This is a genomic window from Streptomyces sp. ITFR-21 (assembly GCF_031844685.1).
GTDB lineage: Bacteria > Actinomycetota > Actinomycetes > Streptomycetales > Streptomycetaceae > Actinacidiphila.
In genome coordinates this window covers 20,734-45,279 of record NZ_CP134607.1, presented here as the reverse complement: position 1 = coordinate 45,279, position 24,546 = coordinate 20,734, and the positions used below count along the sequence as shown (strand labels likewise).

Here is a 24,546-nt window from a genome sequence, read left to right as displayed (position 1 = left end):
ACGTCATCCCGGCCCCCTCAGCAGAGGTGCGGACCGGGATGACGTGCGTTTGGGCAGCACGAACAGCCCGGCGAAGGTCCAGCAACCCATGGCTGCTGACCCCACGGCGGGGTTCGGTCTTGGAACGCGAATGGGCGGGTACCCTGATCACGTCGCCATCCCTTCGTTGCAAGGGTGTGCGGCCGGCCGACCGGACCCCCATCACAAGGTCCTCGGCCCCGTGGCCCCGCTCGCCTTGCTCAAGGGCGATCGACGGGGCCACACTCACGTTTTGATCAACGTCGGTGGTCACTGTACCGTTCCGCAGCCACGGCGAGTGCACGGGGTCGTGACGTGTCGTCACCACGGGCGTGGTCATGCCCACCATCCTCGGTGCCGCATTCAGCCCGATGGGCCAAACACGCCGAACGACCTCCCCTGGTCCCGCCAGGCGCGCGCTGACCTTCCGCCAGGTCCCGCGTGACGGGACGACGTTGGCGAACATGCCCGCTACCTCCCTTCCGACCTTCGAGATCGCGACCGTACGTCGCTGGACACCGGCTCGACTACACACCTCAAGGGGTGTATCCAACGGCAGGCCCGGACCGTAGCCCACCCAAGCGGCCCTGCCTACAAAGCATTTACTTTGCAAACCCCGGGTGAAAACGCTCTGACCAGGCACGATCAAGTCGGCATTTCTAGTTCGTACTCGTGGCGTCCTGGATGACCGAGGAAGAGGCAGCACACCTCGGACATGACTGCTCCCGGCATGGTCTCCGCCGGGCAGTTCGCTGTTGGGACTACGTCGCGACGACCATCCTGGTCCTCCCACCGGACCCACCAGGACACTGCTTCCCCGTTGGCCAAACGGCCGGCCCCAATCGGCTTCGAACAGTCCCCCAGCGCATGGTGCGGTCCTGGGTGAGCAGTCTCCAGCTCGCACGACAACTCCGCCTCGACCAAATCGTCGGCGTGCGGAATCTCCGAGAGGAACCGCAGCTCCCGTTCGGACAGAGTGATCGGCTCTGCGCACCTGTAGTGCTTTGCCATCCATCCCTCCTCTCCGCCCGCCTAGGCAAGACGTCGTGCGAGCTGGTGTCACTGGCCACCTCGCAGTTCTCGCAGGTGGGCGACGAACTCGCGAGCCTCGTCAGCATGTCCGTACTGGGCTTGGAGGACCTGTCCAAGGTCGGCTGCGACCATCGCCAGCGACGGCAGCGAGCGGCGGGTGCCACTGAGCGCCTGCTCTCCGTACGCCAGCGCCGTGTCCAAGTCGCCTTCGCGGGCCGCGACCACGCCCAACGTCACGCGGGCCTCAGCGATCCGCATGGGTGAGCGCTCCACCCCGTCGAAATCCGTGCCCGCCCGGATCACCTCGGTCGCCAGCTGCTCCGCGAGCCGGTTCTCGCCGACCTTGCGCAGGGCGTCCATCCGGTAGAAGTCGTACTTGCCGGGGTCCACGACGAAGTGGTCCTCGATGTTCTCCGGGTACGGCAACCGCTCCAGCAACTGGCGGCCCTTGTCGAGCGCCACCTCAGTCTGCGTCCGGTCTCCGAGTCGGGCCCACGCCTTCGCCTGCTGCGCGTACAGCTGCGCGGCCACGGACTCGTTCGGCGCCACGGCGACGCCGGCCTCCGAGGCCGCGATGACGCCGCGGTAGTCACCCCGGGTCAGCGCGAACCAGGCGCGCATCTCGTGCGCCCACCCCTGCACGCTCAGCTCCCCAGCTTCCTGCCCGAGCATCAGTGCGGCCTGCCGGGTCGCCTCCGCGTCCCGCGGCCGCCCGGAGTCGTACTCCACGCAGCCCACCAGCAGCGACAGCTTGCCGGCGAGCGCGATGATCTCGCGGTGCTGCGCCAGGCTCACCCGCTGGTGCTGGAGCCCGACGACCCGCGCGAGCCAAGCCTTGCCCTCCAGGAGCAGCTGGTCGGCGGGCAAGTAGGCGTACTCGCAGCACAGGCGGTCTGCGGTGATCCGCAGCGCGTCCAGCGTCGCGGTGTCGACGTCGGATGCTCGCAGCCGAGCGATGATGTCCACGGTGTCCATGCCGCTGACCTGCAACACTTCCGCTCGGCCGTCGCGGCGGCTGCGCTCGGGGAAGAACGCACCCGTGGTGGTGCCGAAGGTCTGAGCGATGGCCGATCGGTACTTGACCGGCTGCGCGTCCCCGGCCTCCCAGCGCTTCCACTGCCGCAGCAGGTCGTGCTCTCCGACCACCTGGTCATCGGGGAGGCGGGCCATCAGCGCGCGCACCGCGTCGGTCTGGGACCAGTCGCGCGCTGCCCGCTCCTCAACCATCCGGCGTGCCCAGTCGGGCCGTTCGTCAGCAGCCATGGCTCCTCTTCCCCGGGCACGTCGTGCGGCGCGACCAGCCCGGCGACGCGGGAACGCCCGCGCAGAGCTGGCCGGCCCTTCCGGTGCCGAGCATGGCACGCAGCCCTGACGGTGCGGAGGTGACAAGAGCTGGTGACATCTCAGATGTCACCCCCACATGTCACTTTCCGTAGCGGAAACGACAGAGCACGGTGAGCGCCAGTCCCCGCGGATGCGACGGAGGAGGTGCTCACAATGATCGGCTGCCGCTTAGTCAAGAGCGTCCGCCCGTTCGGCCAGCTCGAGCAGCTCGCGCGGTGCGTTGGGACCGGCGATCAGCACCAGCTCACGGATGGTTGCGCGCGAGGCCTGGTGAGTCTGGATCGTCTCGGGAGCTACGGCTTCCGCGCGCAGCAGGCAGTCGAGGGCTTCGCCCCCGTGGCGCCGCTGCGCGTGAGCTCGCCCCAGGTCCATCAGCAACCGCCCCTGGCGCTCAGGCGAGAGGTCGTCGGCGTTGATGGCCAAGCCGATATCGAGGGCTTCGCCTGCGTCGCCGAGATCGACGGCCGTGCTGACCGCCTGGATTTCGACGTTGACCGGGCCGAACTCGAGGTTGAAGTCGTTCCGGTTCTCGCCCAGGCGATCGGCGATCACCCGGGCCTGTGCGATCTCTTCCTTGGCTTCGGCGCGGGCGCCAGCACGTGCGTGTACCAGGGCCAGGGCCAAATGCAGGGAGCCGAGCACGGACAGCGCCGGCGGTGCGTCGACGCCCCGGCCTTCCAGAGCCTCGATTGCGGTGCGCGCGGCGTGTTCGGCCTGGCCAAGGCTGCGCAGGCGAACGAACGCCTGGACCATGCGGAAGACGCTGGCACAGACATGGAGCGGATCACCGGAGCGCTCCGCGGCGAAGACGGCGCGGTCGGCCGCGACCCAGGCAGCGTCGGCTTCGCCCTGTCGGACGAACGCGGCGGACAGAGCCTGGTAGGCGCGGGACAGCAGCAGGTGCAGGTCGGCTTGGTGCTGCTCCGCGATCGTGCGGGCTACCCGCTCGAGCTCCGGGAGCAGGTCCACCGCGAGGGCGCTGACCTGAGCGAGCTGCCCCGCATGGGTGAGCTCCCACAGGTCGTCGACGTCGCCTCGAAGTGCGTCCAGCGGCCGGTCGGCGTCGTCACCGAGGCCGGACAGCAGGGTGCGAAGGGCCGGGTGGCCGGAGATCAGCCGGCGCGTCTCGTCCAGGTCGTTCGACAAGGAGAGCGGGGCGGGAGCCGATGACGGCCCGCCAAGGTCCGTCGATGCGTCGGGCAGCAACTGCTGGACAGACACGGCCAGTTCGTCGGCCAGCTGCTGGAGCAGATCGACTCGCTGGACCGGCTGCACCCCACGCTCTACCTGCGACATCCAGCTACTCGTCTTGCCGAGTGCCGCTGCGAGTTCAGCCTGAGTGCGACCCCGCTCCTTGCGGAACTTCTGCACCCGCTGCCCGAAGGCGCGGTCTGCCGGGTCGACGTCTCTTCCGGTCGGCTTCATCACCCCTCCGATCCGGGGCGCTTGCTGAGGCCGGCCACCTCGTTGAGGAACGTCACCTCGGTCCCAGCCAGGAACTGGCTACGGGCGGCGAGGAAACGCTTGGTGTGCGGCTGGTCCTCGTGGGCTTGGAAGGCATCCCGGTCGGCGTACAGCTCGTAGAAGACCCGCACCAGCGGTTCATCGACCGGCTCGTGCACGGCGTAGACGAGCGTGCCGGGCTCGGTGCGGATGCCCACCGCAGTCTGGGCGACCAGCTCATCGAACTGCTGGGCAGCGGTGGTGTCTCGCAGGGTGAAGCGCACTACCAGTGCGTATCCGCTGGGCACGGTGCTGCCTCCCTCTCTCTGTCGCGTCGTCACGGACACATTCTCACACTAGGCGCGAGAGTGCTAGATAGAACTTGAGGTGTTGACTCGCACTCACAGTGCTACTACCTTCGAGATGTGGCGCCCGGACCTCCCCTTCGTGGGCGGGGAAAGGCAGCGCTCGTTCCTTAAGAACTGAAGATGCGGATCGCTGGGTGACGACACCCGACCCTGACCAGGCGACTGGTGAGGTGAGCGGGAAGGTAACCGGCGCGCCAGTCCTTGTGGGGCTGGTTGATCCGCGTCAGAAGGGCCGGCTGGGGCCAGACAACCCAGCCACCGCTAACGGCGGTGCAGGTCGGGGGAGCGAGAGTGACCCTGTTCTGCGCCACGGAGAGCCGAGCGATACACCCGCCCCCGCACCTCGGTGCGCGGCCGCGCGACCTTAGACGCTCTCCAGCCGGTGACCGGTCAACAACATCGCACGGTGGGGAAGGTGAACCGCCGCCGTGGGACACGCCACCTCCCAGACGAAAGGTGGCCAGGCGCGAGGAAGAAGACGCGCCACTCAAGCAGCGTTCCTGTGCTGCCCGTCTTCGCCGCCCGCACCACACGGGGCGGCGCTGGCGGGGGATGCAGGACCGACACGCAACATGCGAAGGCCCCGGGCGGCTACCCGGGGCCTTTCGTCGTCGGTCGCTCCACCCCAGCTCATCACCAGAGAGTCGAGTAGGAGTGCGACCTTGACGTACATCATGACATCCCCCTCGCCGATCGTGCGCGGGGACAGCGACCCGGACATGGACGAAGCACTGCGCCGCGTCCGGCAGGACAACAAGGGCGGAGCGCGGTGACCGCGCCGGCCGCCGCCACGACGTACGGCACCGGCACGATGACCGAGCAGGGGCCGGCGCTTCCGGCCTCGGTCCCCGGCCTGTACCTGCGCCGCCGGCCCGGCGGATTCACCGCGCACATCACCGCCAGCGAGCACAGCCTGACCGCCGTCCGGCACCTGACCGCGGACGTCCTCCAGGCCTACGGCGCCGACCTCGAGTCGGCCGGCGCCGCGCAGCTGGTGCTGTCCGAGCTGATCGGCAACGCGGTGCGCGCCTGCGGCGACCACGTCCCGCTGGTCGTCGACGTCTACCGCAACCGCGACGGCATCACGGTGGCCGTGCACGACCCGGCCCCGGACCTGCTGCCGCACCGCACCGCGGGCGACGGCCTGGCGGAGTCCGGGCGCGGCCTGGTCCTGCTGGACCTGCTCGCCCCCGGCTGGACCGTCGACCGCAGCCCGATCGGCAAGCAGATCCGCTGCCGCCTGGTCGCGGACACGAAGTAGCAGCGCACCGGCCGGGGCGGCCGGGAGGTCAGCCCGTTGATGGCGTGCACGCCGCGCCGGAGAGCCGCGATCACCGCCGCCCCGACCTGCTGAACACCCCTTGACGCACGATCACGACTGAGGAGACGCCATGGATTGGCGACACCAGGCACAGTGCACGGACGAAGACCCCGAGCTGTTCTTCCCGGTCGGCAACGCGGGCCCCGCGCTGCTGCAGATCGAGGAGGCCAAGAGCGTGTGCCGACGCTGCCCGGTGATGGACCACTGCCTGCAGTGGGCGCTGGAGTCGGGCCAGGAGCACGGCGTGTGGGGCGGCCTGTCGGAGGACGAACGCCGCAGCATGCGGCGCCGCGCCGCCCGCAACCGCGCCGCCAACCGCGCGAAGAACACGGAGGTGTCGGTATGAGGATCAGCCTTCGCCGCAGCTCCCCGTACAAGGACTGGACCGCCGCCGACTACGACTCCTTCGAGGTCCTGGTCGCCGCCGGAGTCCGCCGCCCGGCGGCCCGTGTCTCCCGCGCCCGCGCCTCCCGCCCGGTACGCCGGGCGGTGCGCGCCGCACTGCGCAGCGCTCACGGCCGGACCGGCCGCCGCACGCGGCCGGCCACCGAGCCGCTGCACAGCCCCGCCAACTGACCCGCACCGTCTGTCGGTTGCCTCCCCCGCCCGTCCCGCCACCCGCGGGGACGGACGGGGCAGAGGGGAGCCGGACAGCCCGGACCACCACATACGAAGGAGGCGCCGTGGCCGACCAGTCGCGCCAGCAGCGCACCGCCGACACCGCCCCGCGCAGCACCCGCTACAAGGCGGGCGACTACGTCCTGTACCGCGACGCGGAGAAGTTCTGGACCGGCAAGCCGGGCCACACCACCATCTGCAAGGTGGAGCGCGGCTGGGTCAACGTCAACTCCAACGAGAAGATGTACGACCTGGTGGAGGTGGCGACCAAGCGCTACCTGTCCGCCCACCCCGACTACATGCGGCTGCTCCCGGCCGTCGACGCGATGCACGACATCGACACCGCGCCGCTGAGCGACCCCGACGCCGGGGCGATGTCCCCGGCCGCCGTCGCCTGGCTGCGCCAGGTACTGCGGACCGACACCGGCCAGCCGCAACTCCCCGTCACGGACTGACGCGGGAACGCCCGCCCTCGGCAATTGAGGTGCCGAGGCCGGGCGCACCGCTCAGCGTGCCACCCCGACCCGACCCCCGTCACCAGCGCCCCCGGCCGACTCGCCGGGGGCGCTGCGCGTTCCAGGAAGGACATCCGGTGACCAAGTCCGCCACCGCCAACCGCCGCCGGAAGGCCGCGGCCGCGCCGCCGCGCCAGCGCCGCGCGACCGCGCCGCCGGCGCTTCCCGAGACCACCGACAAGCCAGCCGTCGCCGACCCCCCGGTCCGGCTCGAGGCCGACCCGGCCGTGGCCGACGCCAACGACCGCGCCGCCGACCTCGCCGAGGCCTTGCGCGAGCAGGCCGCCGCCGACGCGCAGCGCATCCTCGCCGACGGCCAGGCCCGCGCCGAGCAGCTGCTCGAGGCGGCGCGCGGCGAGGCAGACACCATCATCACCACGGCGGCCGCCGACCGCGACCGCCTCCTGGCCGACGCGCAGGCCGCGGTCGACCAGGTCCGCGCGCAGGCCGCCGCCAACGCCGCGGACGCGGCCGCCGACGTCGACCAGGCGTTGGCCGACGCCCGCACCCGAGCCGAGGCCATCACCGCCGACGCCCGCACCGCCGCCGGCCAGATCACGGCCGACGCGCAGCGCGAGGCCGACCAGGTGCTGGCCGACGCGCGGCGCCAGGAGCAGGAACTGCGGGCCCGCGCCACGGCGGCGGCCGACCAGGTACTGGAGCAGGCCCGCACCGCGGCCGCCGACGTCCGCACGGCCGCCGACCGCACCCGCACGGCGGCCGACGCGCACGCCGCGCAGGTCCGATCCGCTGCCGAGCGGGCCGCCAAGGGCATCCGGGAAGACGCCGACCGCGCACTGGCCGACGCCCGCACCGATGCCGGCAACGTGCGGACCCTGGCGGAGAAGGACGCGGCGCGGCTGCGCGAGCAGGCAGGCGCCGACGCCCGCACCGCCCGCGAGGCGGCTGCGGAAGCGACCGCCGATCGCGCCGCCGCCGCGGCCGACCGGGCGGAAGCCGAGCGGATCCTGGCCGCCGCGTCCGAGCGGACCGTGCAGCGTGCCCGGCGCCGGGAGATCCGGACCGAGTCGCGCGCCAAGCGCCGCAAGGCGATGGCCGATGCCCGGCCCGCCGGCGCGGTGCCGCCGCTGTCCGGGCAGGAGCTGGTGGGCGTGCTCGCCATCGTCGTGGCGGCAGTGGCCGTGTCCACGCTCGGTCTGCTGTCCTCCTACACCGCGCTGGAGGCCAAGGCGGCCGGGTGGGGCTGGTCCTGGCCGTGGCTGCTGCCGGTCGGCATCGACGTCGCCATCCCCGCGTTCACCGGCGCCAACCTGGTCCTGATCCGCATGGGCATGGAGCTGCGTTGGGTCCGCTGGGTGCCGCGGGGGCTGACGGCGGTGACGGTGTACCTGAACTGGCACGCCTCGAACAGCATGTCGGGGCGTCTGGGTCACGCCGCCCTGACGCTGCTGTGGGTGGCCTTCTCCGAGATCGCCTCCCACGTGTACGCCACGCGGATCGGCGCGGTCACCGGCAAGGAGCGCATGGAGTCGATCCGCCGCTCCCGCTGGGTCCTGGCCCCGATCCCCACCGCGCGGCTGCGCCGCCGGATGATCCTGTGGGAGATCACCTCCTACACCGAGGCGCTGACCCGCCTGCAGGAGCAGACGCTGCTGCGAGCCCAGCTCCGCGAGCAGTACGGGTGGCGGTGGCGCAGCAAGGCCCCGCTCGCCGACCGGATGGCGCTCAAGCTCGGGTCCGCCCCGGCGGAGTTGGCCGACGCGCTCGCCCCCGCGGCCGACTCCACCGCACTCGCCGACGACGCGAGCGCGCTCACCGTCGAGCGGGCCGACGCGCTCACCCCCGGCGCTCACGGCAACGCGAGCGCGAGCGCGCCCGCGCTCACCCCCGTTCGCGCTCACGGTGAGCGCGAGCGCAAGGCGCTCACGGCGGGCGCTCACGAAGGTGGGCGTGCGTCGGCGAGCGCGAGCGGTGAGCGAGCGGACGGCGGGCGCTCACGCAGTGAGGCCACCGCGCTTACTGAGCGCCGGGTGACCGCGATCCGGGTCCTGGCCGCCAAGCTCGGTCGCCGCCCCACGTCGACGGAGATCGTGAGCGCGCTCGTGGAAGCCGGGCTTGCCGAGCCGGACATGTCCCGCCCGACCGCTCAGCGACTGCGCGCTCAGGCGGAGACCGAAGCAGCCTGAGCGCTCGGTGAGCGCTCACGGGTTCGTGAGCGTGAGCACTCGCCGTACACCGATCACCCTGCCGCTCATGGTCGCCACCGGACCGCGCCCGCAGCCAGCGGGCGCCGGTCCGGTGACGGCCACGGCCGGCAGGCCGATCCCCCGCAACCCCCCTTCTCGATCCTCTGGAGGACATCGGCATGACCGAGACCAACACCACGCGGTGGACCTCGGACCACCTGACCGCGCCGGGCGGCACCGCCCTGTACGCCGCGCAGCAGCGCGAGCGGCTGCGGCAGATGGCCGACGAGGTCCAGGCGCTGCTGCGCGAGTACCGCGCGGACCTGGAAGGCGTCCGGATCGACGGCGACAAGCCGTTCGAGCGCAAGATCCGGGCATTTCTCGCTTCGCGTCCGCTGGCCCGACTGGAAAGCGACCTGCGGGACGCGGTGAATTCCATCGGGCGCCTGGACAAGGAATTCCAGCGCCGCTACGTCGAACTGCCCGCCAAGCGGCAGAAGAAGGCGGAGAACAAGGCCCTGGAGAAGTCCGTCAGGAAGGGCGGTGTGAACGGCCGCGTACTGAACACCGCCGAGCAGATCGCCGGAATCTCGACGGGAATGCAGGACGCCGACGGAAACGGAAAGACCCTGGCCAAGTCGGGTGCGCAGCAGGTGCCCGCGCAGGGTCCGGAGCCGACGTTCCTGGACTTCCTGCAGAAGCAGGGGTGAGGCAGTGCCGTTGACTCCCGGGCAGGCGGCGCACTGGAAGCCGCGCATCGCGTCGACGACGACCAACAAGGACCGCGCCAGTGCCCTGTGGGACCTGGCGCGGAAGTTGGCCGGCGACGACGACGCGAAGTGGGCGGACCTGGTCCGCCTGCTGAGCGGCTGGTCCGAGCGCAACGGCCTGTGACACCGCGTGCACATCACTGCTCATCATCATCACCGCGAGGCCGTGAATCGGGGGTCCCATGGTGCGCGCACACGTGCGCGCACGCGAGGGGCCCCCGTCCGGGGCCACCCTCGGTGACCGAACGAACGGAGGTCGGCCGATGGCCGATGACGACACCGGGGCGGAGGCCGGGACGGTCCTGGGCTTCCCCCGGATCACCCTCCCGGGAGCCGTCGGCGACGACCCGCCGCCGGCGGCCGACCCCATCCCGGCCCTGGTTCCCCTGTCCACCCCGCTGGCCCCGCCCGCCTCGCTTTCGCTGGCCGCCGCGCCCGACATCTCCGCCGCGACACAGGACGATGCGGGCAATCACCAGCCGGGAATCACCGACGATTCCGGCAGTTCCGCGCACGGCGTCGGCGTGATGTCCACGGTCATGATGGCCGGGGTCGCGGTAGCCGCCCTGCGCGGCGCCTACCACGTCGCCGCGTATTTCCGCGCCCGCCAGGAGCACCACCGGACAATCGCCGACCGGGCCAATGGAAGAGCGAATACCGGAGCGGGCGGCATTCGCCCGCGTATGCAGTCCGGAGCTGAATTCGGACGGCATCAGGTGCGTAATTCCGGCGGTATGGGAGGCGGTTCCGGCGGTCGGATGAATTCCGCCCGGAACAACACTCCGGCCACCTTCCGTTCCGGTGCGACACCCGGCAGGACACCGGGCGGCACCGGCCCCGGCAGCCGCAACACGGCCCCTGGCGGGGCCTCTGGCGGCCGTTCGGGCGCTGGAGGCACGCTGGGCCGGGGCGGGGCCGCCGATAGTCGCAGAACCCCCCTGGGGGCGTCCGGTACGAGCGGCGTCAAAAATGGCCTCGGGGGCCGGAATTCCGGCGTTTCAGGGGCCGTTCGGGACCGCGCCGCGGACCGCATCCGCAACGGCCCGGCGCCTCGCCAGACCGCCCCGTCCCGCCCGGACCGCAGCGGCTCCCCGGGCGGAATCCGGGCCGCCGCCCGGGGCCGGGTCGCCGACCGGATCACCTCCGGTTCGTGGCAGCCCGCCGGCGGTTCCGTCACCCCCGGCAAGTCCCCTCGAACCCCGGCAGCCAACAAGCCGCTCAAGGGTCCGGACACGGTCCGCGGCGCGGTCCGCAACCGGGTCGCCGACCGGATCAGCACCGGCTCCTGGGAGCCGGTCGCCGCCAAGGGCGGCACGACGGGCGTGTCGCTGACCAAGACACCCAAGCGACCCGACACCATCCGCGGCGCGCTGCGGGCACGGGCCGCGGACTACATCACCAACTGGCCGAACAAGCCCGCCAAGCCGGACGCCCCGGCGGCGGCAGCAGCTCCCGGGCCGAAGGTCGACCTGACCAAGAAGCCCAGGCCCGCGGCTGCGTACAAGGTCGACCTGACCAAGAAGCGCAAGCCGAGGGCGGGCGCGGGGGCCGGTTCGGCCGGCGGTGGTCCTGCGGGGCCGCCGCCAGGGCCGGGCACCGCTCCCCCAACGCCGACCGCAGGGGCCGGCGCCGGACCGGGACCAGGCGGTGCCCCGCCGGGTCCCGCCAGTTCCCCTGGCGGTTCCGGCGCGGCCGGGACGTCGACCGGCGCGTCCGGGCCGACCGGTCCGGGCGGTGCCAGCACCGCCGGTGGCGGGCCGGGATTCGGGCCGCCACCGGGCTGGGGCTACACCGAACCGGCCACCTACACCGTCGAACGCGCGGACGGCGAGCCCGGCAGGCCGGCCCGCCCCGCCCGCGTGATCCCGCGGGCCCGGCCGGGCCTGCCGGCCGCCGCAGCACCAACGAGAGGAGCACGGCCCATGGGCGCACCGAACACCCAGTACGCCGACGCCGACCTGACGATCTACGACGTCATCGAGTCCGACGAGGACATGGCCGAAGAGATCATGCAGGGCGCCGACGACGCCCGGCAGGCAGCCGAGGACTGCGAGGTCCTGATGAACCGCCTGGAGGCCCTGCACGCCAAGATCCAGGACCTCAAGGTCCCCGGCGTACTGGAGGGCCTGGTCCTGCTGCTGTTCGAGAAGGCCGGCACCGTCAAGGCCCGGGCGGAGGCGGTGGCGGAGACGATCCCGGCCGCCTCGGAGGCCATCGCGTCGGCCGGCCAGAAGGCCGCCGTGCGACACAAGCCGCTGGCCGACGCGGTCCGCGACGCCGGGCACACCGCCCCGGCCGAGCGCGACTACCACAACGAGTAGGAGGGACACCCCCGTGTCCGATCTGGTCCCCCGCACCGCCGGAGTCATCCAGGCCGCCGGCAGCGTCATCGCCAGTGGCGTCCGGTACGGCGTCGTCCTGGTGCAGCTCACCACCGCCGGCGCGCAGCTCGCCCACGTCTCCGCGCAGGTCCGCGCCACGTACAAGTACGTGGAGGACTGCTCCGCATCCGTCGACCGGCTCGCCGACCAGGCCGCCGCGCTCAACGTCGACAAGGACACCGTCGGCGAGCACCGCGACGCCGCGACCACCATGCGGTCCGTCCTTGAAGAGGCCGAAGCGATGGCCAACGAACTGGACGAACTCAGCACCCTGTTCGAGCAGGCCGCCGAGGCGCACCAGGCCGACTACGGCACCGTCGCCGCCGCGGCCGACGCGATGGACGCCGAGATGGCCGACCGCGAGTTCTACAGCAACCGCTGACCAGCAGCACGCCGAAGGGCGGCAGACCCACCGGGCCTGCCGCCCTTCGCGCTGCCCAACCCCCGTGAGGAGCAACGCCCGTGATCCCCCTCGCACACATCCGCGGACACATCGCCGTCGCCCGCGACCGCGTCGGCCGCCTCGCCACGCTGGCCGGCGCCACCGCGCTGACGGCGGGCGCGTTCATGCCCGACCCGTTCCCCTTCACCGGCCTGGCCGCGATCGGCACTGCCGCCTACGGCGCGCTGTGGGCCTGGACCCTGCCCCCCGGCCGGGTCCGCGACACCGCGGCCGCCCTGTACCTGACCCCGTCGATCACCATGGGCGTCATCGCCACGGTGGAGCGGGCCATCCACGGCCCGACCTGGTGGCAGCTGGTCGCCGACGCCGCGTGGGCGGCCGCCGTGTGGTGGCTGCGCCCCGCCCGCACCGCCCGCATCCTGGCCGGCCGCGAACCGCACCTGACCGAGGAAGCGATCCGCGCCGCCCGCGAGGCCGCCGCCGCGGCCGGGCAGGCCGGAGTGCAGCACCCGATGACCGCGTGGTGGGCGCAGCGCGTCGCCGTCGAGGGCGGCGTCGCCCCCGGCACCGCGCTGGTCGACGTCGAGCAGACCGGCCCCAAGGCGCTGCGCGCGATCATCCGGACCACCGTCGACGGCACCCCGGTGCCGGTGATCTCGATCCCGCACCTGTCCGCGCTGCTGCACTGGCCGGAGGAAGAGATCACCGTCTCCCCGGTGCCCGGCCGCGGCGCCGATGAGCGCCGCCTGACCGTCGGCCAGGCCGCCGCCGACAGCGGCGACCTGTTCGAGCGCTGGACCCAGCACATCGCCCCCAAGGGGATGCCCGGGACCGTCATCACCTCGATCCGCACCGTCGACGTCAGCTCGGACGGCGGCATCACGTTCGACAAGGAAGGAAGCCAATGACCACCGGCCGCACCATCTACGAACTCACCGTCGAGGCGCCGCCCGGCGACCTCATCCAGTACCACCCGATGCGCCTGGCCGACGCGCTCGGCATCAAGGACGTCAACCGCCTGGCGATCGAGACGAACGGCGCGTCCAAGGCGCTGGTGACGATCTACCCCGACGACCCGCTGGCCGAAGTGCTGCTGAACGACCCCGAGCAGCTGCTCATGGACGCCCGCGGCCGCATCTGGGTCGGCCGCTACCACAACGGCCGCCCCGCTTTACTGCGCCTGTACGACCCCAGTTCCGGGTCGGCGCAGCGGCTGCTGCTGTTCGGCACGACCGGCGCCGGCAAGTCCACGGCCGGGCAGATCATCCTCGCCGCGATGAAGCGCGCCGGGATCGCGGTCAACTACGCCGACCTCAAGGGCGGCCAGTCCGCACCCGAAGCCTTCGGCCAGACCGAGTCCGGGGCCGACGGCAACACCGGCTGGCGGGTGACCACCCAAGAGGGCACCATGGCGCAGCTCCACACCACCTGGACGCTCATGCAGGAGCGCCAGGAGCGCTACGCCGCGATGGGCCGCTCCAAGTTCCTGCGCGACCGCCCCGACCCGCTGGTCTTCCAGGTCATCGACGAAGCCAACCGGCTGCTGGAGAAGGGCGCCCCGTTCCGCAACGAGGCCACCTTCTACATCAAGGACATCGGCCGCACCGGCCGCTCGCTGGGCATCGGCATCGCACTGTTCGCGCAGGCTGGCCACCTCGAGGAGATGGGCGGCTCCGACACCCTGCGATCCATGCTCAAGGAGGGCGAAGTCGTCCTGCTCCGCTGGACGTCCAGCATGATGCGGCAGCTGGTCACCGACGGTCTGCTACCCGCCGGGCAGGCCCTCGCACCCATTCCGAAGTACGCCGGCCAGGTCGACCTGCGCAGCCAGTTCGACGAGGACGTCGACGACGAAGACCTGCCCGGCACCCAGGGCACCGGCTACCTCGTCAACGGCCGCTACCCCAGCTCCCGGATGCGGTTCTGGCGCACCGGCTCCCCGGTCCCCACCGACGGCCTGGACCCGGAAATCCTCGCCCTGTACGGCGACGGCAAGCCCGCCGAGATCGAGCAGACCGCATGGGACGCGATCGGCGAGGCCTACACCGGCCGCCTGGACGGCCAGGAGGCCTACGCCGCGGTCTTCCCCGAACCGGACGAAGGCGAGGAAGGCGCCGGCGCCGGTGGCAGCGGTGGAGGTGGAGGCGGTGGAGGTGGCGGTCGCCGGGCCGGATCATCCGCACCGGCCCGCGCCGCGGCGATGCCCGCCGCCACCCGCGAGCGGTCCCGCACCATCGCCGACCGCGTGCAGGCCGTCCTGGACGCCCACGACGACCACCTGGACGCCAAGGAAGTCCTGGAGCTCGTCAACGCCGACGGCGGCCGCGAGGTCAAGCTCGGCTCGGTCCGCAACACCCTCAGCAACCTGCGCGGCTGACCACCCCTGGACGTCGACGGCGGGCCGCACGGGCGGCCCGCCCTTCTCACGAAAGGCCACCCGCCGTGGTCATCACGATCTCCGCCACGCTCCTGCTCGGCATCATCATCTTCCTGCTCTGGCGCTTCGGCTACCAGCGCCTGTGGCCCGGCATCGCCACCGCGCTGTTCGGCTTCTCGATCGCCTCCACCGGCGCCGCGCCCGGCATCACCCACACCCTGGAGTCGATCTCCGGCTGGGTGTCCTCGCTGTAGCCGCCCGCTGAACTTCCGCTCCACTCCCCGCCGTCCGTCGCGTCCCCGCCACGGCGGGGACGCGGCACGCCCCGAAAGGCCACCGCCGTGTACGAGTACGAGACCACCACCGCCCACACCCCGACCGGCCCCGCCTACCCGGCCCCGGTCGCCGACCTGGTCCACTACGCCACGCCCCTGCAGGGCCAGGTGGAGCTGTCCGGCGAGCGCGCACAGATCGTCTTCGTGCCCCACGGCAGCGGCTACGTCGGCGTCCCCAAGGACAGCCTCCCGGCCGGGTACCTGCACACGCAGGTCATGCCCGCCGCGCAGCCCCGCGACCTTGCCCCGGTCCCGCTGCTCGATCCGCGCGCGCAGATGGTCGCCGCGACCGGCGTCGGTGCCGGAGTCGCCGGGGCCGGCATCGGCTGGGGCATCGGCCAGGCCGCCGCCGGTATCGGCGCGCTGTCCGGCGGCAGCGCCCTGGCGGTCATCCTCGCCGGGCTGCTGCTCGCCAAGCTCACCGGCCGCAGCGGCGGGAGCACACACATCCACAACGAGACCCACACCACCGTGACCAACCACAACCGGTGGTTCGGGAAGTCCACCACCAGCAACGCCAGCGCCAACACCTCGCACCACCGGTGACCCGGCCGCCCGCCTCGTATCCGAACCCCGCCCGCACGGGCGGCGGATCGGATGCGGGACAGACCGCCCGGCCACACCGCCCCGCTCGCAGCAGGGGCGGTCAGCCCTCCAGGTCGATCAGCAGGCGGCCGTCGTCGTCGATCCAGGCCGGGTAGATCACACCGTCCACGATCGCGTGGTCGACCGGCACGTCGACCTCGTAGTCGACGTCGATGAACAACCGGCCGTCATCGTCGGTGTAGGCGGGCCAGATCACTCCGTCCGCGATCACGGACTCGAATTCCACCGCCATAGCCGTCGCCCCCTTCGCTCACCTTGCGTCGCCTTATTTCGCGGTGGCACCAGCCTGACGTACCGCCAGGCCCCCACACCAGCCCACGCGGCGTACACCCGCGCAGCCCTGCGACCGATGCCCCTTCTCCAGGAGGAACACATGATCCGCGCTGTCATCTTCACCGCCGGCCTCGCCGTGACCGGCGCCTTCGCCGTCCAGCTCCACACCCACCACATCCCGGTCCTGGCGACAGTCGCCGTCGTCGCCTCCTTACTCGGCAACACCGCCACCGTCGCCCGCATCACCGGGAGGTTCGCCCGCCTCCATCGCCCGGTCCATCGCAGCACCGGCCGCTGACGGCCCCGTGGTCCCTCCCCGTACCGCGCGCCTGCGGGCCGGGGACGGGCCACGGGGCCGGACAGCCCGGCTCATCGCTGAGGAGGACACCGTGTCCGAGCGCGAACTGCGCCTGTGCGTCATCAGCTTCGGCTTCCTGCACGCCGAACCGCCCATCGAAGCCGACCTCATCATCGACCTGCGCGAATACAAGGACCCGCACATCGACCCGGCCCTGCGCGAGATGACCGCCCGCGACCAGGCGGTGGTCGACACCGTGCTGCGTACCCCCGGCATCGCCGACCAGATCACCGGCCTCGCATTCCACGCCCACCTCGAGCTCACCGAGGGCTTCGACGTGACGATCGCGGCCGGTTGCTCGGGCGGCCGGCACCGTGCCCCCGTGGTGGCTGAGCAGGTCGCGGCCGCCGTGCGCGCGTACGGCTGGCCGGTCGACGTCTTCCACCGCGACCTCGACAAGCCCGTCGTCAACCGCTGACCACCCTCGGGGGGAACTTCGTGATGCCCTTCCGCACCCGCCGCGTCAAGGACGGCCGGCCCCGGCCGCGGATCCTGCGCGTGCAGCTGCACCGCGGCAAGGCCGCCGCCGCCCTCAACGACCGCGCGCGCCGCACCCCGGCGCCCTGGCCCCGCCGCTTACGGTGACCGCGCCCGCGGCCGCCCCGGCCGGGAAGGCCAGCGACGTCGCCGGCGGCCTGGTCGACGTCGACCCGTACGGCAACGGCACCTCTGGCGGGATCCCGGTGTACGACTGGAACACGGCACCGAAAGCGGAGCTCGCCACACGCCGCCAGCTGCGGGCGATGGGTCTGCGCCCCGGCGGCCACGGGCCGGCTGCGGAGCTGAAGTGCCGGAAGTGCTCGTTCAAGCCGCGCACCGAGTGCCGGCACAAGGCGCTGCTGTTCCGCATCGACCTCGCCAAGAAAGTCCGGCCGATGACGCTGGCGAAGGAAGTCGCGCTGGACAAGGCGATGGCCGCGAGGCAGACCTGCCCGCTCTGCGGCCGCAGGTACTACTACTGCCTGCCTCTGAGAACCCTCGGGATGTGCGTGCCCTGTCACGACGACGTCCCAGCGGACCCCACCCACTACACGCTCCCGCGCACCGGCCACCACCTGGCCGCATGACCGAAGGAGACACCGCCGTGTTCACCGCAGGCGACGAAGTGCTCATCACCTCCTGCGCGGACGACCCCCGCGCCGCCGGACGCACGGGCGTCATCGTGGACGACGTCGCCCCCGGGCCGCTCACCGGCGGCCGCTGGACCGTCAAGGGCATCAGCCCGCTGATCGCGCCCGTCCTGTGCCACGCGCAGGAACTGCAGAAGACCGGCCGCACCCGCTGACAGCACCGCACCCCGCACGGCCCGCCATCCCGGCGGGCCGTTTCTCGTTCCCAAGGAGAATTCCCGTGCACTTCCCCGAACCGGCTTTGATCGCGATGGTCGGCGCCGCCGGCAGCGGCAAGTCGACGGCTGCGAAGGCGTTCCCCGCCAGCTGGCGGCTGGAGCTTGACGCCCTGCGCGCCCTGGCGGCCGGCTCGCCCGGTGAGCAGTCCGCGACCCCGGCCGCCGTCGCCGCCTTCCGCGTGCTGCTGGACGCCCGCCTGGAGCGCGGCTTGTCGGTGGTGGTGGACTCCACCAACACCGACACCCCCGTGCGCATGGACCTTCTGCGGCGCGCGCGGACTTTTCGGCGTGCCCACGGTGGCGATCGTGTGCCGCACCCCGCTGGACGAATGCCTGGCCCGGCAGCACACCAGGCCCAAGACCAAGCAGGTACCGCCGGACGCCGTCACCTGGCAGCACGCCGCCGTGCCGACCCACGAGCAGCTGCTCGCCGAAGGCTGGGACCAGGTCCACGACGCCGCGTCCATCGACCTGCTCCACCTCGCCCTGCAGCGCGCCGCGACCGCGGCCGCCGACCCCGACCCGGTGCACGAGATCCGCGTCCAGTTCGGCGACGACCTCGCCGCGGCGTTCGCGTACACCGACGCGGGCTGCGAGCACGGCCGCTTCACCATCGCCGGCCGCGACCTCGAGCTGCGCTACGTCGGCGGCGAGCCCTACGACCGCACCTGGCAGGCCCGCGTCGGCGGGACCTGCGACTGCGGCGGAGACCTGTGGGTCCCCGTCGGCACCCCGGTCGAACTCCTGGCCGCCTACCGCGACGAACCCGACGACGAAGCCGTCTGCGGCCGCTGCGACGACGTGCTGTTCGTCGGCTGACCCACTCCCCCACCAGAAGGGACCACCCCACCTCATGACCACCCCCACCCGCGGCGAACGCCTCGCGCTGTTCGCAGCCCTCACCGCCACCTTCGAGGCCCTGCACGGACTCGGTGACCACTGGATCCAGCAGTCCCGCGACGCATCCGGCAAGGGCGCCCACGGCACGCACCTGGTGTACGCCGCGGACGGGAAGCCCGTCGCCGACGACCCCTGGCGCCACGGCAAGGAAGGCCGCACCTGCACCGCCAGCGCCTACGGCCGTGCCTGCGTCACCCGCCACGTCGCCTCCTACAGCGGCGTGCAGCTGCTCGCCGCGATCGGCGTCACCCGCGCGTTCGGCGTGCGCGTCCCCGTCCGGGCGCTGCTGGTCGGCGCCGCCATCAACGGCCTGACCCATGCCGTTTTGGACCGCAGGGAACCGCTGCTGTGGTTGGCTGGCCGGGCCGGGAAGGCCGGCTACATCCAGCACGCCACCGCCGTGCGCAAGCCCGGCGACGCCGCCCCGGAGCTCTCCGGCCCCGGCACGGCGCTGATGGAGCTCGATGAGGCCGCGCACCGCGCGATCGGCGTCGCCGCCGCGCTCGTCACCACCTGGCTCGCCACCCGGGCCGCCCGGTGACCGCCACCGGTCCCGGCGACGGGGCGGAGGACCCGCGGATCGGCCGCGCTCGCGCGTCGGTCGGCATCGCGCTGATGGCGCTGCAGCAGATCGAGGACGACCTGGCCGACCTCGCTGAACCGGAGACGCTGGCGGAGATCCCGCGCGAGTTCTTCCGCGAGGACGACCCGCAGGCCGGGGTGTTCGGCAGCCTCGCGCAGCTCTTGGCCGTCGCCGGCAGCGCCGCCGACCGCATCGAGGACGACCAGGACCGCGAGGTGTCCGGCCTGCTCGAAGAGGCGGCCGCGTTCGTCATCGACTCCGCCGGCCTGCGCCTGCACTACGCCACCCGCACCCTGCACCCGGCCGGGGAGCGGGAGTAGCTACGCCCCGGGACAGCCGCCCTTGCTTGGCGGCTGACGGCTGTCCCGGGCTCCACACCTCACCTAAGAGGAGGGACGCCCAGTATGACCACCGCCGGCCTGCCCGGCACCACCCCGACACACCCGCCCGCCACCGCCCCGCCCCCCGTCCTGCTCGACTGGCACGACGGCTGGCACTTCACCGGCGGCGGCCGCTGCGTGCTCTGCAACCGCCACACGGTCCTGCGGTCCCATGCAGGCGAGGACGTCCACAAGGTCTGCGCCGAACGCTGGGTCCAGCGCAACCCCGGCAAGGACCGCTTCGTCTCCGACCTGCCCCGCGGCCGCCGCCGCGCCGGCGCTTAGGAGGCGGCCGTGTTCGACGAACTCAGCGCCGCCGACGAAGCCCTGGCCCTCGGCACCTCCGAGCTGCCTGCAGGCGCGGACATCCTCGCGTCCCGGCTCACGGCCCGCCACTCCCGCGACAAGGACGACCTCCTGGTCCTCCTGGACGCCCTCGGGCTGCCCGCCGACCCCGACGCGACCACTCCCCTGCTCCCCCTCATCCCCACGCCCGATCCGGCCGCCGACGCGGCCGACCCTGAACCGTCAGGAGACCAGCCCGTCATGCCCCACTCCCCCGCGCAGACCGCCGACGACGCACCGGCCGCCGACGCGCCGGAGCCGGAGACCACCCCCGACGCCGTGACCGCCGACGACACCGCCACGGGCGACACGGCCGCCACCGCTCCCGAGCACACCGCGCCGGACATCGCCGACACCGACGTGCTGCTGCCGTGGGCGGAGCAGCACCCGCTCGCCAGCGTCCGTGCGAAGGCCGCCCGCATACGGCAGGACCTCGCCGACCTCACCCAGCGCCTCGCCACCGAGCAGGCCACCGCCGAAGCCGAGGACCGCATCGCCAAGCTGCGGGCCGATCTGAGGGCCGAAGAGGAGCGCCTGCGGCAGCTCAAGGCCGGCGGCCCCCGGGCCGCCGCGGTGATCGAGGCGCCCACCCCGATCCGCCCGGCCAGCGGGAAGCGCTCACGCGAGGAGCTCGCCGCGATCCGCACCTGGGCACGCGCCAACGGCCACCAGGTCGGCACCGCGGGCGTCATCAAGGCCTCGATCGTGGAGGCCTACGACGCCGCCCACCAGCAGCCGGCCACGCTGGCGAAGGCGGGCTGAGCGATGACGACCGACGGCATAGTCCTGGACGGCTACCTGGACGAAGAGGTCGCCGCCGACGACACGGTGGGCACCCGCGCCCGCTTCCGGCTGATCGTCTCCCCCACCGACGAACTCGTCGACGAGATGGTGCTGCCGTGCAGCGTCTCCGACCCCGAGCTGACCAATGCCGTGCTGCACGAACTGCGGCCCGGCGACAACATCCGCGTCACCGGCTACCTCGGACTGCCCCGCATCAGCGGACACCCGATGTGGCTCCAGGTCCTCACCCTCGAACTGCTCGGCACCCTGCCCCTGGACCCCACGGACGACGACCCCGACGACGACGCCGACGACAGCACGGCGGCCGCCGCCGGTCCGGTGACGCCCTCGAGCGACACCCTGTCCGACGTCGGGAGGCTGGAGCGGTTCGGCCAGTACATCGTCTGGTCCGACCCGGACCTGTGCGCCGACACCGTGTGGACCAAGGACGGCGACCTGCTCGGCACCGCCGTCTACCCCGACACCTGCACCGACCTCATCGACACCCACCAGCGCCGCGCCTACGGCGACGCCTGACCCGAAGGGAACGCCGTGGCCCGCATCACCGCCACCATCCGGCCCGTCCACGACGACGTCGACCAGACCGTCTGCACCCACCCGGTCACCAGCACCGGCAAGCCCCGCGACGCCGCCTCCGGGTGCACGGGCCGCGCGGCGTACACCGCGACCTGCTCGGCCGGCGACTGGACCGCCACCCGCCGCACCAGGGCGGAGTTGGAGTATCTGCGCGACGTCCACTTCGGCACCCACCTCGCCAAGCCCGCCGCCCGCACCTGACACCGAACGGGGGTGCGTGCCCCGCCTGGACAGCCAGCACGCACCCCCCACACTCACACGGAGTGCACACCCATGATCCGCATCCGACGCGCCGCCGAAGACCCCCCGGACAGCGCTCCCGCCCCCTCCCCCAGCCCGACCGTCAACATCCCGCGCCAGGCCGACCCCGTACGTCCGGACGCGATCAACGTCGGAGACATCGCCCGCAAGCCGCGGGCAGTCGCCAACGCCCTGCAGAAGCTCTACGGCATCTGACCCAGCACTGACGAGGCCCCGGACCGCAGCAACTCTGCTGCGGGCCGGGGCCTTTCGTGCGTTCAGGGCCGGGTTGATGCTGCGCGGTCACAACTTGTGACGTGGTGCCCGTCCTCGGGGAGCGGGAGACGTGGCAGCATCATGCGGAAGGTAGCCACCGCATGAGGAGAGACCCCGCCGTGCTCATCGCCAACATCAGCCCACGAAGTATGGGCAAGACGACCGACACCGGCATGATGGGACACGCATTCCACGAGGCTGGATACCGCGTGCAGCTGTGGGACGCGGACGAATCCGAGCACCTCACGCAGTGGTCCGAACTCGCCGGCTTCCCCTTCCCTGTCGAGCACAACGCCTCCGCCAAGTTCGCTGAGGAGTACACGCCGCTCGGAGAAGACGGGATCGACATCGTCGACGTCGGCCACACCGAGAACCACCCGCACATCGCCGACAGCGTGCTCAAGGTGGCCGACCTGGTCCTCGTCCACATGGAACCCTCCATGGCCGACTACCAGCGCGTCCACCAGCCGCGCACTTCCACCCCGGTCAAGACCATGGTCGGCCGCTCCGCGTTCGACAGGCCCTCGCGTACCGCCCCGCCGATGTGGGTGCTCCTCAACCGGGTGCGTCCCAACGTCCGCAGCGAAGGCGAGATCCGGGGCCTGCTCACCGACGCCGACTACAACGTGCTCACGGTGAAGATCCCGGTCCTGGACGACATCAAGCAGGCCACGGGCTTTCCTGTCGACAACGCGGGCCGGGGCCCGTTCGGTGAGCTGGTCACCGAGCTGCAGGCGCGGGGGCTGATCAAGAGTGCCTAAGCGTCGTGACTTCCGAGCGGCAGCCGCCCAAGGCGCCCAGCAGTCTTCCGCCGGCAGCGCGACCCCCGTGTCAGACAGCGTTGCTGTGCCTGACCGGCCCGCTGACCCTCCACAGATGCGCGCTCAGCCCTTCACGATGGAGCACTGGGGACTGTCCCTTCCGGACGTAGACGCTACGCCGGAGACTGCACACGGCCCGCTCGATGAGCAGGAGCAGCGTCTCCTTTCCGAGGCACACCGAGCGGTCGACAACGCTCGTTCCGCCCGCTGGATGCTCGGCTTCTCCCTGGAAGTGGTGCGACGGCGCCGCCTGTACCGCGGCGACGGCACCCGCACCTGGGAGGAGTACCTGAACGCAGAGCACGACGGTCTCTCCACCAGCGAGGCCGACCGACTCCAGAAGAGCTGGCGCCTGGCGCAGACCGTGCAGAAAGAGCTGGGCCGACCTCTGCCCGACAGTCACCTGCGCAAGCTGCTGCCGTACGCGGAACGCACCAGTGACCAGGAGGCCGCGCGCGCCTACGCCGGGCTGTACTGGGCCCACCAGCAAGGCGGAGTTCGACTCGTAGCCAACCAGGTCCAGCAGCGGGTGAGGAAGGCAGTGGCGGCATCCAAGGGTGTCGCCGATCCGGCTGAGCGCAGCCAGGCTGTCAGCGCCGCGTGGACAACCGCCCCCGAAGCACCGATGCCTGCACAAAGGGGCGAAGCGGAGGGCGAGCATGGCAACACGTCCGACCTGAGCTCAGACCCGGTGGACGCTGCGGTGCTGCTGCTGAACCGTGCACGGCAGGCAATCGAGAACGCCACAGAGGACAAGGCCGCCCGCAGAGTCCGCACCAGCGAGGAAGCACAGCGTCAGCAAGCCGCCATCCGTCGCATTGGCCGCATCCTCAGTAAGGTGAAGGTCGACGCCGACGCCGGCGCGGTCGACGGGGAAGTCATCGTGGATGCCGAACTCGTAGAGGACTGAGCCCGGGGTTGAGCGGGACTTCCCCAATTGGGGAAGTCCCGCGTCTTTTGGGGGCGCGGCGGTAGCCGGTGAAGTCGGCCACCGTGTGCGCGCTCGCCTGACGGCTAGGCACTCGTACACCTTCGAACGGTCCCGGACCAATTGGTCCGGGACCGTTCGAAGTGGAATGGGACACCCGGACGCGCCGCGCCCACTTACGGGTGACCGCGGCGATGCGGCCCCTCCCAAGGCTCACACTGTTCCTGCGGCATGCCACGAACGCCGCTCGCCGCTGTCGCACAGCGTCCACACCGCTTGCGACCCAGTTCGGCCAAGGTCCCCCGGTACTTGCCGGTGCGGGCCCGTGTCAACGATTCCACTTCATGGTGTTCTGCTGACCCGGGCGGAGTGTGGCCCCCTGGAGAAGCACGTGACGAAAAACGGTTCCAACGGGGGCAAGACGCGGGTCCGCACCAGGGCTGCCCGTATGGGTCTGACCTACCGGCAGTCCGCCCGCGCCAGCGCGCAGGCAGCAAAGACGACGGAAGACTTGCGCACGCAGCGCGTTGAGCGCTGGCGCGCAGCCGCACGTGAATCCGGAGAGCTCGCCGATATCCGCGACTACTACCTCGGTGAGATGCTCCAAGCCGATCTGCCGGACTCGGTCATGGTCTGCCTCTACGTGCTCACCGACTACCTCGGTACGGCCGCCCACATCGACCCCCAGGCAGTTCGGTGCACAATGTCGGAACTAGCGGAAGCCACTGGTCTCGACATCGAGGCCGCATGTCTCAGCGTCTACCTTGCCGAGGCTCACGGTTGGGTCACCGGGTTCCACGACAACGAAGCACGCCTGACGGTTCCAGGGGATGACGTCGGCATGTACGAGCGCTTCCTCAGCGACCAGACGAGCCCTGTTCGAAACGCTGCTCTGTATGAGCGCCTTCGGGCGGAGGCGTTTTGTCGAGCCGAGCCCGGGTTGTAGGGCACCCCCACCGCCTGTCCGGAGCGGGACGTGTAGTTCATGACCGGTGCTGCGGAGCTTTGGGACACGGCCTCGTCGGCCTGCCCGCGT

The 24,546-nt window shown here is 71.9% G+C and carries 33 protein-coding genes and 1 pseudogene; 30 read left to right on the top strand and 4 right to left on the bottom strand.

Features of this window, described 5'->3' with window-relative positions:
- Positions 1-1,077: 1,077 nt before the first annotated feature.
- From RLT57_RS32470 to RLT57_RS32460, 3 genes are all read right to left on the bottom strand, one after another.
- Positions 1,078-2,313, bottom strand: a complete 1,236-nt coding sequence (locus tag RLT57_RS32470; protein WP_311301273.1) for a tetratricopeptide repeat protein — start codon at positions 2,311-2,313, stop codon at positions 1,078-1,080.
- A gap of 249 nt (positions 2,314-2,562) precedes the next feature.
- Positions 2,563-3,819 carry a helix-turn-helix domain-containing protein gene (locus RLT57_RS32465; RefSeq protein ID WP_311301272.1) on the bottom strand — a complete coding sequence of 419 codons (1,257 nt, stop codon included), beginning with the start codon at positions 3,817-3,819 and terminating at the stop codon, positions 2,563-2,565.
- Positions 3,819-4,145, bottom strand: coding sequence for a putative quinol monooxygenase (locus tag RLT57_RS32460; RefSeq protein WP_311301281.1), 327 nt, complete (start codon positions 4,143-4,145; stop codon positions 3,819-3,821). Before RLT57_RS32460 ends, RLT57_RS32465 begins: the two co-directional genes overlap by 1 nt.
- An 829-nt stretch (positions 4,146-4,974) precedes the next feature.
- On the opposite strand from RLT57_RS32460, the gene RLT57_RS32455 reads away from it, so the two are divergent.
- The 13 genes from RLT57_RS32455 (at position 4,975) to RLT57_RS32395 (ending at position 15,618) form a co-directional block, all read left to right on the top strand.
- On the top strand, positions 4,975-5,466 hold the full coding sequence (locus RLT57_RS32455; protein WP_311301271.1) for an ATP-binding protein: 492 nt from the start codon (positions 4,975-4,977) through the stop codon (positions 5,464-5,466).
- A 130-nt stretch (positions 5,467-5,596) separates the two neighbouring features.
- Positions 5,597-5,872 carry a WhiB family transcriptional regulator gene (locus tag RLT57_RS32450; RefSeq protein ID WP_311301270.1) on the top strand — a complete coding sequence of 92 codons (276 nt, stop codon included), beginning with the start codon at positions 5,597-5,599 and terminating at the stop codon, positions 5,870-5,872.
- Positions 5,869-6,102, top strand: coding sequence for a hypothetical protein (locus RLT57_RS32445; protein ID WP_311301269.1), 234 nt, complete (start codon positions 5,869-5,871; stop codon positions 6,100-6,102). Before RLT57_RS32450 ends, RLT57_RS32445 begins: the two co-directional genes overlap by 4 nt.
- Before the next feature lie 107 nt (positions 6,103-6,209).
- Positions 6,210-6,599: a hypothetical protein gene (locus tag RLT57_RS32440; RefSeq protein WP_311301268.1), complete on the top strand. Its 390-nt coding sequence runs from the start codon at positions 6,210-6,212 to the stop codon at positions 6,597-6,599.
- A gap of 137 nt (positions 6,600-6,736) precedes the next feature.
- Positions 6,737-8,806, top strand: a complete 2,070-nt coding sequence (locus RLT57_RS32435; protein ID WP_311301267.1) for a DUF2637 domain-containing protein — start codon at positions 6,737-6,739, stop codon at positions 8,804-8,806.
- Positions 8,807-8,985: 179 nt separating this feature from the next.
- Positions 8,986-9,516, top strand: a complete 531-nt coding sequence (locus RLT57_RS32430; RefSeq protein WP_311301266.1) for a hypothetical protein — start codon at positions 8,986-8,988, stop codon at positions 9,514-9,516.
- Positions 9,517-9,520: 4 nt separating this feature from the next.
- Positions 9,521-9,700 (top strand): hypothetical protein, encoded by a 180-nt coding sequence (locus tag RLT57_RS32425; protein WP_311301265.1) that lies wholly within the window; start codon positions 9,521-9,523, stop codon positions 9,698-9,700.
- Between the two features lie 139 nt (positions 9,701-9,839).
- On the top strand, positions 9,840-11,897 hold the full coding sequence (locus tag RLT57_RS32420; RefSeq protein WP_311301264.1) for a hypothetical protein: 2,058 nt from the start codon (positions 9,840-9,842) through the stop codon (positions 11,895-11,897).
- Between the two features lie 13 nt (positions 11,898-11,910).
- Complete coding sequence (locus tag RLT57_RS32415; protein WP_311301263.1) at positions 11,911-12,339, top strand: hypothetical protein; 429 nt, start codon at positions 11,911-11,913, stop codon at positions 12,337-12,339.
- Between the two features lie 80 nt (positions 12,340-12,419).
- Entirely contained in the window at positions 12,420-13,268 is an 849-nt protein-coding gene (locus tag RLT57_RS32410; RefSeq protein ID WP_311301262.1) for a hypothetical protein, read from the top strand.
- Complete coding sequence (locus RLT57_RS32405) at positions 13,265-14,737, top strand: transfer protein (RefSeq protein ID WP_311301261.1); 1,473 nt, start codon at positions 13,265-13,267, stop codon at positions 14,735-14,737. Before RLT57_RS32410 ends, RLT57_RS32405 begins: the two co-directional genes overlap by 4 nt.
- 65 nt (positions 14,738-14,802) lie before the next feature.
- Complete coding sequence (locus RLT57_RS32400; protein ID WP_311301260.1) at positions 14,803-14,991, top strand: hypothetical protein; 189 nt, start codon at positions 14,803-14,805, stop codon at positions 14,989-14,991.
- An 87-nt stretch (positions 14,992-15,078) separates the two neighbouring features.
- Positions 15,079-15,618: a hypothetical protein gene (locus tag RLT57_RS32395; RefSeq protein WP_311301259.1), complete on the top strand. Its 540-nt coding sequence runs from the start codon at positions 15,079-15,081 to the stop codon at positions 15,616-15,618.
- A gap of 100 nt (positions 15,619-15,718) precedes the next feature.
- On the opposite strand, the gene RLT57_RS32390 is transcribed toward RLT57_RS32395, so the two are convergent.
- Positions 15,719-15,910: a hypothetical protein gene (locus RLT57_RS32390; protein WP_311301258.1), complete on the bottom strand. Its 192-nt coding sequence runs from the start codon at positions 15,908-15,910 to the stop codon at positions 15,719-15,721.
- A gap of 141 nt (positions 15,911-16,051) precedes the next feature.
- Here RLT57_RS32390 and RLT57_RS32385 point away from each other — a divergent pair, with 141 nt between their 5' ends.
- The 17 genes and pseudogenes from RLT57_RS32385 to RLT57_RS32310 all read left to right on the top strand — a co-directional run bounded on the left by RLT57_RS32385 (position 16,052) and on the right by RLT57_RS32310 (position 24,456).
- Positions 16,052-16,249 carry a hypothetical protein gene (locus RLT57_RS32385; RefSeq protein WP_311301257.1) on the top strand — a complete coding sequence of 66 codons (198 nt, stop codon included), beginning with the start codon at positions 16,052-16,054 and terminating at the stop codon, positions 16,247-16,249.
- Between the two features lie 91 nt (positions 16,250-16,340).
- Entirely contained in the window at positions 16,341-16,727 is a 387-nt protein-coding gene (locus RLT57_RS32380; protein ID WP_311301256.1) for a RapZ C-terminal domain-containing protein, read from the top strand.
- A gap of 23 nt (positions 16,728-16,750) precedes the next feature.
- Positions 16,751-16,894: a hypothetical protein gene (locus RLT57_RS32375; RefSeq protein WP_311301255.1), complete on the top strand. Its 144-nt coding sequence runs from the start codon at positions 16,751-16,753 to the stop codon at positions 16,892-16,894.
- Positions 16,891-17,376: an RRQRL motif-containing zinc-binding protein gene (locus tag RLT57_RS32370; protein WP_311301254.1), complete on the top strand. Its 486-nt coding sequence runs from the start codon at positions 16,891-16,893 to the stop codon at positions 17,374-17,376. The genes RLT57_RS32375 and RLT57_RS32370 overlap by 4 nt, the downstream gene beginning before the upstream one ends.
- Before the next feature lie 17 nt (positions 17,377-17,393).
- Positions 17,394-17,594 (top strand): hypothetical protein, encoded by a 201-nt coding sequence (locus tag RLT57_RS32365; protein WP_311301253.1) that lies wholly within the window; start codon positions 17,394-17,396, stop codon positions 17,592-17,594.
- Between the two features lie 95 nt (positions 17,595-17,689).
- Positions 17,690-17,926: pseudogene (locus RLT57_RS33655) on the top strand (AAA family ATPase); the annotation flags it as partial.
- A 19-nt stretch (positions 17,927-17,945) separates the two neighbouring features.
- A complete protein-coding gene (locus RLT57_RS32360) occupies positions 17,946-18,476 on the top strand; it encodes a hypothetical protein (RefSeq protein ID WP_311301252.1) in 531 nt (176 codons plus the stop codon).
- A 34-nt stretch (positions 18,477-18,510) separates the two neighbouring features.
- Positions 18,511-19,098: a hypothetical protein gene (locus RLT57_RS32355; protein ID WP_311301251.1), complete on the top strand. Its 588-nt coding sequence runs from the start codon at positions 18,511-18,513 to the stop codon at positions 19,096-19,098.
- Complete coding sequence (locus RLT57_RS32350) at positions 19,095-19,460, top strand: hypothetical protein (protein WP_311301250.1); 366 nt, start codon at positions 19,095-19,097, stop codon at positions 19,458-19,460. Before RLT57_RS32355 ends, RLT57_RS32350 begins: the two co-directional genes overlap by 4 nt.
- Positions 19,461-19,544: 84 nt before the next feature.
- Positions 19,545-19,805: a hypothetical protein gene (locus RLT57_RS32345; protein ID WP_311301249.1), complete on the top strand. Its 261-nt coding sequence runs from the start codon at positions 19,545-19,547 to the stop codon at positions 19,803-19,805.
- A 9-nt stretch (positions 19,806-19,814) separates the two neighbouring features.
- Positions 19,815-20,627 (top strand): Lsr2 family DNA-binding protein, encoded by an 813-nt coding sequence (locus tag RLT57_RS32340; protein ID WP_311301248.1) that lies wholly within the window; start codon positions 19,815-19,817, stop codon positions 20,625-20,627.
- 3 nt (positions 20,628-20,630) lie between these two features.
- A complete protein-coding gene (locus RLT57_RS32335) occupies positions 20,631-21,185 on the top strand; it encodes a hypothetical protein (RefSeq protein WP_311301247.1) in 555 nt (184 codons plus the stop codon).
- A 15-nt stretch (positions 21,186-21,200) separates the two neighbouring features.
- Positions 21,201-21,446, top strand: a complete 246-nt coding sequence (locus RLT57_RS32330; protein WP_311301246.1) for a hypothetical protein — start codon at positions 21,201-21,203, stop codon at positions 21,444-21,446.
- Between the two features lie 72 nt (positions 21,447-21,518).
- On the top strand, positions 21,519-21,701 hold the full coding sequence (locus RLT57_RS32325) for a hypothetical protein (protein WP_311301245.1): 183 nt from the start codon (positions 21,519-21,521) through the stop codon (positions 21,699-21,701).
- A gap of 161 nt (positions 21,702-21,862) precedes the next feature.
- Positions 21,863-22,522 (top strand): plasmid partition protein, encoded by a 660-nt coding sequence (locus RLT57_RS32320; RefSeq protein WP_311301244.1) that lies wholly within the window; start codon positions 21,863-21,865, stop codon positions 22,520-22,522.
- 115 nt (positions 22,523-22,637) lie between these two features.
- Positions 22,638-23,492: a hypothetical protein gene (locus tag RLT57_RS32315; protein ID WP_311301243.1), complete on the top strand. Its 855-nt coding sequence runs from the start codon at positions 22,638-22,640 to the stop codon at positions 23,490-23,492.
- 409 nt (positions 23,493-23,901) lie between these two features.
- Positions 23,902-24,456 (top strand): hypothetical protein, encoded by a 555-nt coding sequence (locus RLT57_RS32310; protein ID WP_311301242.1) that lies wholly within the window; start codon positions 23,902-23,904, stop codon positions 24,454-24,456.
- Positions 24,457-24,546 lie beyond the last annotated feature (90 nt).

What these genes read in the sequence shown, in the direction of transcription:
- RLT57_RS32320 (WP_311301244.1), top strand. Translation starts at nt 21,863, where the DNA reads ATGAGGAGAGACCCCGCCGTGCTCATCGCCAACATCAGCCCACGAAGT.
- RLT57_RS32345 (WP_311301249.1), top strand. Translation starts at nt 19,545, where the DNA reads ATGACCACCGCCGGCCTGCCCGGCACCACCCCGACACACCCGCCCGCC.
- RLT57_RS32335 (WP_311301247.1), top strand. Translation starts at nt 20,631, where the DNA reads ATGACGACCGACGGCATAGTCCTGGACGGCTACCTGGACGAAGAGGTC.
- RLT57_RS32325 (WP_311301245.1), top strand. Translation starts at nt 21,519, where the DNA reads ATGATCCGCATCCGACGCGCCGCCGAAGACCCCCCGGACAGCGCTCCC.
- RLT57_RS32450 (WP_311301270.1), top strand. Translation starts at nt 5,597, where the DNA reads ATGGATTGGCGACACCAGGCACAGTGCACGGACGAAGACCCCGAGCTG.
- RLT57_RS32430 (WP_311301266.1), top strand. Translation starts at nt 8,986, where the DNA reads ATGACCGAGACCAACACCACGCGGTGGACCTCGGACCACCTGACCGCG.
- RLT57_RS32470 (WP_311301273.1), bottom strand. Translation starts at nt 2,313, where the DNA reads ATGGCTGCTGACGAACGGCCCGACTGGGCACGCCGGATGGTTGAGGAG.
- RLT57_RS32375 (WP_311301255.1), top strand. Translation starts at nt 16,751, where the DNA reads ATGCCCTTCCGCACCCGCCGCGTCAAGGACGGCCGGCCCCGGCCGCGG.
- RLT57_RS32465 (WP_311301272.1), bottom strand. Translation starts at nt 3,819, where the DNA reads ATGAAGCCGACCGGAAGAGACGTCGACCCGGCAGACCGCGCCTTCGGG.
- RLT57_RS32445 (WP_311301269.1), top strand. Translation starts at nt 5,869, where the DNA reads ATGAGGATCAGCCTTCGCCGCAGCTCCCCGTACAAGGACTGGACCGCC.
- RLT57_RS32405 (WP_311301261.1), top strand. Translation starts at nt 13,265, where the DNA reads ATGACCACCGGCCGCACCATCTACGAACTCACCGTCGAGGCGCCGCCC.
- RLT57_RS32385 (WP_311301257.1), top strand. Translation starts at nt 16,052, where the DNA reads ATGATCCGCGCTGTCATCTTCACCGCCGGCCTCGCCGTGACCGGCGCC.
- RLT57_RS32355 (WP_311301251.1), top strand. Translation starts at nt 18,511, where the DNA reads ATGACCACCCCCACCCGCGGCGAACGCCTCGCGCTGTTCGCAGCCCTC.
- RLT57_RS32315 (WP_311301243.1), top strand. Translation starts at nt 22,638, where the DNA reads ATGCGCGCTCAGCCCTTCACGATGGAGCACTGGGGACTGTCCCTTCCG.
- RLT57_RS32420 (WP_311301264.1), top strand. Translation starts at nt 9,840, where the DNA reads ATGGCCGATGACGACACCGGGGCGGAGGCCGGGACGGTCCTGGGCTTC.
- RLT57_RS32390 (WP_311301258.1), bottom strand. Translation starts at nt 15,910, where the DNA reads ATGGCGGTGGAATTCGAGTCCGTGATCGCGGACGGAGTGATCTGGCCC.